A 12761-nucleotide genomic window follows, 5' to 3' on the forward strand; every position below is an offset into this window, starting at 1 on the left:
GCGCCGGGGTCAGTTCGGGTTCCCCGCGTGCGTCAGGGTCTCCCAGGACACGAAGTAGTTGTCCGTGCCGGAGGGCCTGTGCGACTCCGTGTACCGCGCCGTGTTCGTCATGGGGATCCCCATCCGGCCGTGGAGCGCGTTGTAGCCGACCTCCGTCACCCGTCCCAGGCCCGGCTTCACCGTGCCGCCGCACAGCCAGGACGGGATCGCCGCGCCGTTCTCGTACGTGGTGTGGAAGCCGAGCGCGTGCCGCAGCCGCTCGGAGACCTGGGGATAGAGGTCCGCGCCCTGGATACGGCTGGTCTCGGCGGTGTGGACGGCCGCGGCGAGGCCCCAGCCGGTGTGGCCGAAGTCCCGGCAGGTCTCCTGGGAGAGGCCGTCGGCGAAGGTGGACTGGCCCTGCCAGTACTTCACGATCTCGTCGCGGGTGTCGATGCTGCTGTTCGGCGGCGGCTTGGGCGTGGAGCCGTCGCCGGTCAGATAGATGTACGCGGGGACCCGCCCGAGATAGGTCTTCACGGCCTTGTCGTAGGCCGCGCGGTCCTCCAGGTGGACGGCGATGCCCAGCGCCGCCTCGGTCATGATGAGTTCCCAGTTGCCGTTCTTCGTCGCGGCCCCGTTGATGATCTCGGGGAGGTAGACGGTGCGCAGCATGGTCGCGAAGCGACCGGAGCCGGCCCATCCGCCGGTGTAGGTGTGCTTGATGATCTCGGCGGCCCGGGGCCAGGAGGAGCCGGCCCAGCCGGTCTGGAGCGGGGCGTTGGAGTTGGTGTGGTCCCGGATCACGGCCGACCAGGCGTCCATGATCTCGATCGCCTTGCGGGCGTGGCGGTCGTCTCGGGTGATGTACCAGGCCAGCGCCTGGGTGTACGCGGCGACGGCGTCCTGCCGCTCGTCCGTGCAGCCGTAGTTGGGGTTGGAGGAGGAGCCGCACTCGACGATCGCGCGCGGCTTGGGGGCGCGCGTGAGGGAGGCGTAGGAGCTCGCCATCATCTGGTCGTAGGCGGCCTTCCAGGGCTGCGCCCCGGCCTGCACCTTCGACCTTACGAAGTCGAGTTGCGGGCGCGACACGACCACGCCGGGGTGGGTGAAGGTCGCGGGAGCGGCGACCTGGGCCGGGGCGGCCGGGGCCGCCGCGGCCTGTTCGGGTCCGGCGGCGGCCGTCGGGGCGAGCGTGACGGCGAGGGCCGCCGCGAGAGTGGCCGCGAGGGCGGGGACCAGGGCTTTGAGGCGCATGTGGGGGGTGCCTTTCGTTCCTGTATGTGAACGACGCGCGGGTGAATGAACTCCGCGTCGAGCGTGGAACCTAAAGGCGGTTCATGGACACGTCAAGGCCCTGGTCCATACCTGTCAGCGCATCAGAACACCCGCCCCCTCGCGCGTCGTCTCCGTCGGCAGGGTCACCAGGCCCAGCTCCGCCGTGGAGGCCAGCAGCCGGTGGGCGGGCAGCACCCGGACCGTGCAGCCGAAGGAGCCCGTACGGTCCAGGACGAGGGAGCCCTCGTAGGGCAGCCTCCCCTCCAGGTCCGGGCCGCCCGCGGGCTTCAGCACGCACACCCGGGCGTCCACGAGCGCGTCGTCCGGGGTGACCCGGCCGGCCACCGCCTGCACCTCCACGTCGTCCGGCAGCAGTTCGCCGAGCGCCACCCTCACCCGTACCGCCGTGGTCGCGCCCAGCTCCGCGTCGGCCAGGTCCTCGCCGATCTCGCCCACCTCGATGTGGTCGACGGCGATCTTCGACCAGGCGCCCCGCAGCCGGGACTTCCACTCCGCGAGCTCCCGCGCGGCCGCCGGCATCAGCGCCCGGTGGGCCCGCGCCGCCGGCGCGTACAGCCGGTCGACGTACTCGCGCACCATGCGGTCGGCGAGCACCTTCGGACCGAGGTCACGAAGCGTCCTGCGGACCATCTCCGTCCAGCGGACCGGCACCCCGTCCGCGCCCCGGTCGTAGAAGCGGGGCGCGACCCGGCGCTCGATCAGCTCGTAGAGCGCGGCCGCCTCCAGGTCGTCGCGGCGCTCCTCGTCCGTGGCCGAGGCCCCGTCGGCCGTGGGGATCGCCCAGCCGAAGTCGGACTCGTACCACTCGTCCCACCAGCCGTCCAGGACGGAGAGGTTGAGACAGCCGTTCAGGGCCGCCTTCATCCCGCTCGTCCCACAGGCCTCCAGCGGGCGCAGCGGGTTGTTCAGCCAGACGTCGCAGCCCGGGTACAGCCTGCGCGCCATGGCCATGCCGTAGTCGGGCAGGAAGACGATCCGGTGCCGCACCCGCGGGTCGTCGGCGAACCGCACCAGCTCCTGCACCAGCCGCTTCCCGCCGTGGTCGGCCGGGTGCGCCTTGCCCGCCACGACGAGCTGCACGGGCCGCTCGGGGTGGAGCAGCAGCGCCCGCAGCCGGTCGGGATCGCGCAGCATCAGCGTGAGCCGTTTGTACGACGGGACCCGGCGCGCGAACCCGATGGTGAGCACGTCCGGGTCCAGGACGGTGTCGGTCCAGCCGAGTTCGGCGGCGCCGGCACCCCGCTGCCGCCAGGAGCGCCGCACCCGCTCCCGTACCTCGGTCACGAGCTGTTCGCGCAGGGTGCGGCGCAGCTCCCACAGCTCCCGGTCGTCGGCCTCCTCGGCGCGACGGCCCACCTCCGGCGCGGTCCAGGTCGGCGCGTGGACGCCATTGGTGATCGAGCCGATGGGCACCTCCTCCGGGTCGAAGCCCGGCCACAGTCCGGCGAACATCTCACGGCTGACGGACCCGTGGAGGGTGGAGACGCCGTTGGCGCGCTGCGCGAGCCGCAGGCCCATCGCGGCCATGTTGAAGAGACCGGGCTCGCCGCCGAGCGGGGTCTCGTCGCCGAGGGCGAGGATCCGGCCGACGTCGACACCGGAGAGCTCGCCGTCCTCGCCGAGATGACGGGCGACGAGGCTCCGCTCGAAGCGGTCGATACCGGCGGGTACGGGCGTGTGGGTGGTGAACACCGTCCCGGCGCGGACGGTCTCCAGGGCCGCGTCGAAGTCGAGACCCCGGTCGGCCAGTTCCCGGATGCGTTCGAGGCCGAGGAAACCGGCATGGCCCTCGTTGCTGTGGAAGACCTCGGGCGCGGGGGTGCCGGTGAGCCGGCAGTACGTACGGACGGCGCGGACGCCGCCGATGCCGAGCAGCATCTCCTGGAGCAGCCGGTGCTCGCTGCCGCCGCCGTACAGCCGGTCGGTGACCTCGCGTTCGGCCGGCGCGTTCCCCTCGACGTCGGAGTCGAGCATCAGCAGCGGCACGCGGCCGACCTGCGCGGTCCAGATGTGGGCATGCAGGGAGCGGCCGCCGGGCAGTGCGAGGGTGACCCGGGCGGGGCTGCCGTCGCTCTCGCGGAGGAGGGTGACGGGCAGCTCGCCGGGGTCGAGGACGGGGTACTGCTCCTGCTGCCAGCCCTCGCGCGAGAGCGACTGGCGGAAGTAGCCGTGCCGGTAGAGCAGGCCGACGCCGACGAGCGGGACGCCGAGGTCGCTGGCGGCCTTCAGGTGGTCACCGGCCAGGATGCCGAGGCCACCGGAGTACTGGGGCAGGGCCGCGGCGACCCCGAACTCGGGCGAGAAGTAGGCGATGCAGGCGGGCAGGTCGTCGCGCCGCTCCCGCTCCTCCTGGTACCAGCGGGGGGCGTGCAGATAGTGGTCGAGGTCCTCGGCCGCGGCGCGCAGCCGGGCCTGGAAGTCCTCGTCGCCGGCGAGGGCGGCGAGACGGGCGGCGGAGACGGAGCCGAGCAGCCGGACCGGGTCGAGGTCGTCGGCGCGGCGGTCCCCCGCCCGGCCGGCGTGGTCGGGGTCGACGGAGCCGAAGAGCTCACGGGTCGGGTCGTGCCAGGACCAGCGCAGGTTCCGCGCGAGGTCGGTGAGAGGTCGAAGGGTGTCGGGGAGGACGGGACGCACGGTGAATCGACGGATTGCCTTCACGTGTTCCACCTTCGCAGGGGATGACGGAGCGGAGCCGACGCACCACGCTGTGCAGCCGGTTGTGCATCCACCGAAGGTAGGCCACCCCGCGCTCCCGGGCCACGGCGCACGGGGGTGGTGCCGTGGCCCGGGAGGGCGTCAGCGCGGCGCGCCGACGGACAGGTCGCCGGGTCGCACCTCGTAGGGCGAGCCCTCGTTGACGGTGGCCGGGTCGGCCGCGCCGCTGACGGCGTAGCGTGCGGCGACGGCGGCCAGTTCGGCGGCGGGGATCACCTGGTGGATGTCGGTGAAGCCGTGCGGGGCCCGCTCGTGCGCCATGTTGATGACGACCTCGGGGCCGAGCCTGCGGTTGGCCCGCTGCAGTTCGGTGGTGACGGGCCTGCGGTCCGCTTCGTAGGCGGCGAGTGCCTCGGCCGGGTCGTGGTGGAGCGCGAGGGAGTGGGCGAGGGCGCGCGCGTCGAGGATGGACTGCGAGGCGCCGTTGGATCCGACCGGGTACATGGCGTGGGCCGCGTCGCCGATGAGGGTGGTCCGGCCGTGGCTCCACCGCGTCAGGGGCTCGCGGTCGACCATCGGGTACTCGTGGGCGGTGTCGGCCGCCCTGAGGACGTCGGTGACGCTGACGCCGTCGAACTCCCAGCTCTCGTAGTGGTGCAGGAACGACTCCACCGGGACCGGGCGGTTCCAGTCGCCGAGGTAGCGCTCGTCCGCCGCCTCGGACGGCCGGGCGAGGGCCCAGTTCACCAGGACCTCGCGGGAGGGGCCCGAGGGCCCGCTCATCGGGTAGACCACGGCCTTCTGCCGGTCGTCGCCCGCGATGAGCATGAAGGCGCCGACAGATCGGGCCGGCATCCGGGAGACCCCCCGCCACACCAGGGTCCCGTTCCACGGCGGGGCGCCCTCACCTGGGTTGAGCGCCGCCCGTACGGCCGAGCGGATGCCGTCCGCGCCGACGAGGACGTCCGGCTCGAGGGAGGCCCGGCCCCGGACGGCGCCGTCGCGGTGGACCAGCTGGATCCGGGGACGGCCGTCGGGCAGCGGCTCGACGCCGGTCACCCGGACGCCCGTCACCAGGGCCGCGGCGCCGAGCCGTTCCCGTACCGCCTCCGCCAGGACCTGCTGGAGGTGGGCGCGGTGGATGGAGAGCTGGGGCCACCGGTACCCGGCCCCCACGCCGCGGGGTTCCCGGGCGATCAGGCCGCCGGAGCGGTGGTAGTAGCGCAGCTCGCGGGTGCGCAGGGCGCCGGCTTCGAGGCGGGGGAGGAGACCCAGCGCGTCCAGTTCGCGGACCGCGTGGGGCATCAGGTTGAGACCCGCGCCGACCGGGCGGCTCTCACGGACGGACTCGACGACGGTGACGCGGTCGAATCCGGCGGCGTGGAGGGAGAGGGCGGCGGTGAGACCTGCGATGCCACCGCCCGCGACGACGATGTGGAGCAGTCCGCCGTCCGGTGTGGGCGGGGTGAACGGAGCGGGGGGCGTCATCGGAGCTCCCCTGGGCGGCCGGCGGCATGGACCCCGGACGCGTGCGCACGGGCGGCGGCGACCACGGGGGAAGGGGCCGGGGAGGCGGCGGGGGCCGTCGTGGACCGGGCTGCCTTGGACCGGGCGGCCGTGGAAGGGGCCGCCCCCGGTACGCCCTTGGACGCACGGCGTACCAGCGTCTCGTTGTCCCTGGTCAGGTCGAGTATCGAGCGCAGCAGGGCGACGGGTGCGCCGCCGCTGCCCTCCTCGTAGAGCCGCACGTCGTCCGCGTACGCCTTGCGGGCGATGCCGATGTGCCGGGCGCGGAAGGTCTTGAGGATCTTCAGGACCCGGCCGAGCGCGTGGGCGGAGGCGGCCAGTTGCGGGGGCAGCCGGTCGCCGCTCTCCCAGCTGACGGCGGCCGAGAGCTTGCTGACGGCGGAGATCCCGCCGGCGTACCGGACGTGGAAGTCCCGCCAGGACGGCAGGCTGTACTGGACGGATTCGGCGAGGAACGCGTCGTAGGCCGCGTCGGAGCGGTCGCACTGCCAGAGCGTCAGGTCCACCAGCCAGAGGGGGACCTGGGCGGCGGCGGGGCCGAGGTAGTCGCGCCCGTCGACGTCGATCTCCTCGAAGTACGGGCGCAGGGTGAGCGCGAAGTACTCCGGGCTGACATGGGCGACGGTGAAGTCGATGGCGTCGACGATGGACTGGACGTGGTGGGCGATGCGGTCGAGCGCGACGGCGAAACCGGGATCGTACGGTTCGAGCGTGGTGAGCCGCGCGCAGGTGTCCAGGGCGGCGACCAGGCCCGGGAACGACATCCGGACGGCCTCCTGGAGGCGGCCCTCCATGGGGTCGCCGGTGTACATGCGCTGACGTGGGCCGAGCGGGTTCCAGGTCGTGTAGTGGTGGACGGTGTCGCGGGGCACCATGTCGGTGCGGCGGCCGAGGAGTTCGAGGATCGGCAGGACCTCGGGGACGGCGGCCGTGGGCTGCGTGCCGTGACGTTTCAGCGAGCCGAGCAGGATGCCGAGGTCGCGCATCGCGGCGAGCGCGTCGACGACGCTCCACTCGGCGGCCAGTTCACGGTCCGGGAGGAGCGCCCGCAGCGCGACGGTGAGCGCGGGCACATCGGCGCGGGCGTTCATGGCGGGCACCGCGGCGAGCAGGGCGTCGGCGCCGAGCGGGTCGGCGTCGCGTATGTCGGCTATGCGATAGCGCGGGTCGCCGCGTTCCTCGAGACGGGGTGCGACAAGGTCGTACAGGGCCAACGGAATGCCCCCTCCATTTGGGGCGCGTTCACCTCCGGACGCCTCGCGCGCGCGTCGGCCGGTCGATCGCGCATCGGTCCCGCGTTCCTCGGGACCTGCGCGCGATCTCCCCTTTCGACACCCGCGACGTCCTTCGGTTCACTCGCCGGGTCTACGTGGTCACCGCGGTCACCGTGGTCATCGCGGTTCGGCCACGCGCCCCTGGCGTGGCGGCGCCGGGGTGGGCGTGGGCGTGGGCAGGCGCAAGCGTAAGGAGATCACCGCGGCGACGGCGGCGAAGGCCCCGCCGACGAGCAGAGCGGCCCGGAACCCGCCGGTCTGGGCGGCCGCGGTGGCTGATTCGTTACGGGTGGCGGCGACGGCCACGAGGACGGCGAGGCCGAGCACCGAGCCGAACTGCTGGGCGGTGTTGACGAGTCCGGAGGCGAGCCCGGTCTCCTCGGGGGCGGCGTCGGCGGTGGCGGCCACGTTGGTGGCGACCATGACGAGCGGGAGGGCGGCCCCGAGGAGCAGGCTGGGCGCGAGGACTGTGGTGAAGAACGTGCCGTCGGGCCGGAGCGCGAGCGCGAGCCATACGGTCCCGGCGCACAGCAGCACGAAGCCGAGGGTCATGGTCCGGGTCAGGCCGAGACGGAAGATGAGCCGCCCGGTCTGCGGGGCGACCGCGACGACGACGAGGGAGAGCGGGAGGAGCCCGAGGCCGCCGCCGAGCGGGGCGTACCCGAGAACGCTCTGCAGGTAGAGGCTGACCAGGAAGAACATCGGAAACAACGTCATCTGGACGAGGGCGCTGAGGAGGTTGGCGAGCCGGAGCGCGGGACGGGCGAGGACGGCGGGCGGGACGAGGGGCCGGGCGGTACGGGTCTCGACGACGGCGAACACGGCGAGAAGGACGAGTCCGGCGCCGCCCGCGCCGAGGGTCGGCACGGACACCCACCCATGGGCGGCGGATCCGACGAGCGCGTACGCGACGAGGGCGAGCCCGGCGGTGACGGAGAACGCACCGGCGACGTCGAAGCCGGACGCGCGGGAGCTCGTCCCGCCTCCTCCCAGGACGGCCGATCCCCACAGGATCAGCAGGGCCGCGGCGAGGACGTTGAGCCAGAAGGTGGAACGCCAGCTCAGGAGGTCGGTGAGGACCCCGCCGAGCACGGTGCCGAGGACGCCGCCCAGACCGCCCATCGCGGCGAACGCGCCGAGCGCCTTGTGCCGGGCGGGCCCGTCGGGGAAGAGGACGAGCAGCAGGGCGAACGCGGCGGCCGCGGCGAACGCGGCGCCGACTCCCTGCACGGCCCGGGCGGCGACCAGGACACCCGCGCTCGGCGCGAGCCCGCCGAGCGCGGAGGCGGCGGCGAGGAGCGCGAGCCCGGCGAGGAACACGCGCCGGTGGCCGAGCAGGTCGGCGGCGCGTCCGCCGAGCAGCAACAGCCCGCCGAAGGCGATCAGATAGGCGTTGGCCACCCATGACAGGCCGGCGGACCCCGCCCCGAGGTCCGCCCCGATCGAGGGCAGCGCGACGTTGACGATCGCGGTGTCGAGGATCAGGAGGAGCTGGGTGGTGGCGAGCAGAAAGAGAGCACCGCGGAAGGCGTGGGCGTCCTTCACGGCGCGGCCTCCGCGTCTCCGCCGCGCGCCGCGCGCGGGGCCGCGGCCGGCACGGCACCGACCGGGCCCTCGGGCCGGCCGGGGCGCCGGGTCGCGCTCCGCCGGCCCCCCGGCGGGCGGAGCGCGACGTCCCGGCCGTCCGGCCCGCGACGCGGCCGCCCGGTCGACCGCACCGCGCGCGGCGCGCGCGGCCCGTCACCGGACCGGGCGACGGACGGCGGCTCGACGGCGACCGAGCACCGCCCCCAACCGGGATCGAGATCCCCGAGCCGGGCCCCACCGGGATCGAGGTCCCCGAGCCGGGCATGGCCGGGGGCGGAGTTTCCGCGCCGCCCCCAACCGGGATCGAGGTCACGGCATCGGGCCGGGCCAGGGGCCGCGCCCCGTCGATACGCACCCGACCCGGCGGCGGGAGACGTTCCGTCGTCACGGGGCCGTATCGCGCCCACCCCAGGCCGCCTCACTTCGTCGTGCCCAGGTCGTAGCCGTCCAGGCAGGTCCGCGCGAGGCTCTCGCAGGCGTCGGCGGCACCGGCCCAGGTCTGCATCGTGAGGTAGACGTGAGGGGCGCCCTGGTAGAAGCGTTCGTACTGCTCGTGGCGGCCGGCGAACTCCGAACCGAGGGCGTCCCAGGCCAGCTTGAGGAGCTTGAGCCGGTCCTCGGCGGGGTCCCCGGGGGTACGGACGTACCGCTGGATCAGCGGCCCGAGCTCGGGGTGGAGCAGATCGCGCCCACTGGCGGGAGTCTGGATGATCGCCCCGCCGGCGAGCAGCTTGATGTCCGCCACGGCACGCGGGTACAGCTCACCGGCCATGATCCGCTGGGCGAAGGAGATCTCCTGCCCGGGCCGCACCCCACCGCGTCCGCCGCCGACGGGCTCGAAGGACGCCTCCGCGCCGAGGACGAACGCCTTGGCCTGGGCGACCATCCCGAGGAGCCGGCCGATGGCCTGGGTGACCTGAGGGATGCCGTCGGTGCCGTTCGACCGCGCGAGGAGGATCGCGATCCCGGTGAGGAACTCCAGCTTGGTCCAGAAGCGGGTGGACGACTGGTGGGTGAAGTTCAGATAGGCGGGCGTCTCCCACCACATGGCGGCGGTCGAGGTGACGTCCCGGTAGGTCAGCACGCGGTCCCAGGGGACGAACACGTCGTCGCAGACGAGCAGCGCGTCGTTCTCGTCGTACCGCGAGGAGAGCGGGTGGTCGAAGACGGACCGGGCGTTGGCCTCGTAGGACGTCCGGGAGACGAGCTTGAGCCCAGGTGTGTCGACCCTGACGGAGAACGAGACGGCCCTCTCGACCTCCCCGTCCGGCAGCGGCTCGATGGTCCCGACGAGGATCTCGTCGGCGAAGACGGCCCCGGTGCCGATGGTCTTGGCACCACGCACGACGATCCCGCCGTCACGCTCCTCGACGACCCGCACGCCCTCGCAGGCGGGATCGGTGATGGTGAAGGCGCAGTACAACCCGCCCTCGGCGAGACGGCGGTGGTAGGCGAGCGCGTTCTCCGCGCCGTCGAACCGGTCGGTCGTGAACACCTCGGGCGCGGCGGCGAACCCGGCGGCACCTGAGGCCATGTAGTCGGGGGTACGGCCGAGGAAGCCGTAACTGGCCTCGGCCCACACCTTGTACGCCCGCCGCCGAGCCACGAGATCCTCGTACGACCGGGGCACGGCGTACGCGCGATGCACGCCACCCGACATGAGGTCCGGTGCGTGCGGTGAGTCACGGGCGAGGTCGAAGAGCCCGGCGAAGGAGGCCGCGGTGGCCCGGAAGGCGGGGTGCGCGCTGACGTCCTTGACCCGCTCCCCGTCGAGCCAGACCTCGCGCCCGTCGCGCAGTGCCTCCAGATATTCCTGCCCGGACCTCGTCACGGTGATATCGCCTCTCCTCATGTGTCACGCCTTGTACCGGACCCGAGCCTTCCCGTCACAGGACACAAGAAGCAATGAACGACCGTCCACCGGTCCTTAAGAACCGGCCAGTCCGCGCCCGTTCACGCGGCATTTGTACGGATCACGCACGGTGAAGAATCGATCACCGCGCTACGTGGCGGCGAACGACCCAGCCGCTGCTCATGAGAAGAGTCCCTGGAGCGCCATCGCCTCCAGGGACTCTTTCTGTCCGACAGCGGGACACCTGAGTCTCCCCGTCCGCAGTGCACCGCGGACGACGCAGGGATTCACGCCGCCCGCTCCACCCCCGACCGGTACTCCCCCGGTGTCATCCCGAACCACTTCCGGAACGCCAGGTGGAAGCCGACCGCGCTCTGGTAGCCGACGCGGGCCGGGACCGCTGACTGGGGCAGGGTGGTCTCGGCGAGGAGGCGGGCCGCTTCCTGCATGCGGCGGGACGTGAGGTGGCGGGCCGGGGACTCGCCCACCAGGTCGCGGAAGGCCGCCGTGAACGCCGAGCGGGACATGCCGACCTCGCGGGCGAGGGAGTCGATCGTCCAGGGCTGGGCGAAGCGGGTGGCGATCATGACCATGGCCTGGCTTATGCCCGGGTGGCGCAGCAGCGGCAGTGACGTCGGGTTGTCGGCGAGGTCGCGCAGCAGGGGGCGGAGCGCGAGGACGAGGGCCATCTCGAAGGCACGCAGGGTGATGAGGCGGTCTCCGGGGCCGACCGGTCGGTCCGGCGAGGCCAGGAGGCGGAGCGTGTCGCGGAGCAGGGGCTCGCGGTCGACCTGGGCGCCGTCGAGGACGAGGGCCCAGGGCAGCGAGGTGTAGAGCGTGCTGGCGGCGCTGGCGTCGTAGTGGAGTCCGGCGCACAGCAGTCGGCTGACCGCACCGGTGCCGTCGATGCGGATCTCCCCCGACGTGCCGGGCCGGCGCTCGGGCAGTACGGCCCTGAGCGGCACCCCCTGGCGGTCGGGGCGGTCGGAGAGCCGGTGGGCGGTGCCGGTCGGGAAGACGATCAGGTCGCCGGCGTGCAGCTCCAGCGGGGCCTGGCCCTCGCCCGTGATCCAGCAGCCGCCCTCGACGATGTAGTGGAGCACGGCACAGCTCTGTTCGGCGTCGCCCTCGATGGCCCAGGGCGCGCGAACGTGCCAGCGGCTGTCGAAGACGCCGGTCAGGCGGAGCGGTTTGAGCAGTTCGCTCAGGAGGTCCTCGGCCTCGTCGTCCTCACGCCGGTCGTCACGGTCGGTTGCCACGGTGTCCATGGACGATCCTTCAACTTCCGCCCCGGTTTGTTAATTGAACGGTGTGAGCCGCCGCCGCCAGCCTGAGAAAGACGTCACGGCAGCACCACACCCTACCGAAGGGCCCCAACCACACATGTCCAGTCAGATTCCGATGCGGGTCGCGGTCGTCGGAGCGACCGGTTTCCAGGGCGGCGCGATCGCGCGTCTGCTGGTCGAGCGCCACCACCGGGTCAGGACGCTCACCCGGCGCCCCGCGGGCGACCGTCCGCCGCTGCCCGGCGCCTTCTTCGTCGCGGGCGACCTTTCGACCCCCGCCGACGTGCGGCGGCTCTTCGAGGGGACCACGCACGCCGTGGTGACGATGCCGCTGGTGTACGACGAGGAACGGATTCGCCGTTACGCGCGGAACGTGGCGCACGCGGCCCTGGCCGCGGGGACCGTGAGGCTGGTCTTCAACGCCAACACCCGTGTCCCGCAGGGGCCGAACGCGGTCGCCGCGTTCGAGACCCGGCGGATCGCCGAGCAGGAGCTGCGGGACAGCGGTGTCCCGCTGGTCGTCGTACGGCCGCCGGTGTACCTGGACAACCTGTTCTCGCCCTGGAACGGGCCGGCCCTGGTGAACGAGGGGATTCTGGCCTATCCGCTCCCCGCGACCGCGCCGACGGCCTGGATGTCGCACCGGGACCTGGCCGAGGCGGTGCACCAGGCGCTGACCGTCGAGGGGCTGGAGGGCCGCACCTTCGACATCGGCGGGGCTCGGTCGCTGACGGGCGAGGAGCTGGCGGCCGCGTTCAGCCGTGGGCTCGGGCGTGCGGTGCGGTATCTGCAGCTTCCGCCCGAGGCGTTCGAGCGCGGGCTCGCCCAGCTGCTCGGGCCGGAGACGGCGGCCGGTGTCGCGGGGATCTACCACTACATGGCGACGGGCGCCGATCCGCTGCTCCTGGCGGCCGACGACGGGGTGTCGGCGGAGGTGCTCCGCGTACGGCCGGCGCCGGTGGAGGAGTGGGTGACGCGTCAGCCGTGGCAGATGTGGTCCGGCGACACGGAGGAGCAGTCCCCGTCCCCGCAGGGCTGACGCGGCGACACGGGCGCCCGATGGGGCGTACGGCCGTCAGGCAAGCGCCCCCGCGGCGATCCGGCCTCGACGAGCCGCCGCAGAGATTCGGCCATCCGGCCCCGTCCCACAAGGACGGGGCCGGATTGTTGTGGGCACCGTGTCCTTGCACGCGCCACTACGCCCGAGTAGGTAACAAAGCGCCGGATTGCCCACCCCGAGTGGGTGGAAGGCTCCCCCGGTACACCCCCGTACACCCCGGTACACCCCCGTACGTACATCCC

8 protein-coding genes are annotated in these 12761 nt (G+C 73.1%); 1 reads left to right on the forward strand and 7 read right to left on the reverse strand.

The window, feature by feature from the left end:
* Positions 1 to 9: 9 nt before the first annotated feature.
* The 7 genes from ACZ3OF_RS21815 to ACZ3OF_RS21845 all read right to left on the reverse strand — a co-directional run bounded on the left by ACZ3OF_RS21815 (position 10) and on the right by ACZ3OF_RS21845 (position 11441).
* Positions 10 to 1236, reverse strand: coding sequence for an alginate lyase family protein (locus ACZ3OF_RS21815; RefSeq protein WP_361672374.1), 1227 nt, complete (start codon positions 1234 to 1236; stop codon positions 10 to 12).
* 114 nt (positions 1237 to 1350) lie between these two features.
* Positions 1351 to 3936: an alpha-glucan family phosphorylase gene (gene glgP / locus ACZ3OF_RS21820; RefSeq protein ID WP_361672376.1), complete on the reverse strand. Its 2586-nt coding sequence runs from the start codon at positions 3934 to 3936 to the stop codon at positions 1351 to 1353.
* Between the two features lie 138 nt (positions 3937 to 4074).
* A complete protein-coding gene (locus ACZ3OF_RS21825) occupies positions 4075 to 5421 on the reverse strand; it encodes an FAD-dependent monooxygenase (protein WP_467306301.1) in 1347 nt (448 codons plus the stop codon).
* The gene (locus ACZ3OF_RS21830; RefSeq protein ID WP_361672381.1) at positions 5418 to 6674 is read right to left on the reverse strand and encodes a monodechloroaminopyrrolnitrin synthase PrnB family protein; all 1257 of its coding nucleotides are present in this window, start codon (positions 6672 to 6674) and stop codon (positions 5418 to 5420) included. The genes ACZ3OF_RS21825 and ACZ3OF_RS21830 overlap by 4 nt, the downstream gene beginning before the upstream one ends.
* A gap of 177 nt (positions 6675 to 6851) precedes the next feature.
* The gene (locus ACZ3OF_RS21835) at positions 6852 to 8279 is read right to left on the reverse strand and encodes an MFS transporter (protein ID WP_467306303.1); all 1428 of its coding nucleotides are present in this window, start codon (positions 8277 to 8279) and stop codon (positions 6852 to 6854) included.
* A gap of 460 nt (positions 8280 to 8739) precedes the next feature.
* Entirely contained in the window at positions 8740 to 10173 is a 1434-nt protein-coding gene (locus ACZ3OF_RS21840; RefSeq protein ID WP_467306305.1) for a 4-hydroxyphenylacetate 3-hydroxylase family protein, read from the reverse strand.
* A gap of 287 nt (positions 10174 to 10460) precedes the next feature.
* Positions 10461 to 11441: an AraC family transcriptional regulator gene (locus ACZ3OF_RS21845; RefSeq protein ID WP_361672392.1), complete on the reverse strand. Its 981-nt coding sequence runs from the start codon at positions 11439 to 11441 to the stop codon at positions 10461 to 10463.
* Between the two features lie 115 nt (positions 11442 to 11556).
* Here ACZ3OF_RS21845 and ACZ3OF_RS21850 point away from each other — a divergent pair, with 115 nt between their 5' ends.
* A complete protein-coding gene (locus ACZ3OF_RS21850) occupies positions 11557 to 12498 on the forward strand; it encodes an SDR family oxidoreductase (protein ID WP_361672395.1) in 942 nt (313 codons plus the stop codon).
* Positions 12499 to 12761: the final 263 nt, after the last annotated feature.

It is taken from the genome of Streptomyces sp. NPDC022552 (assembly GCF_055561875.1).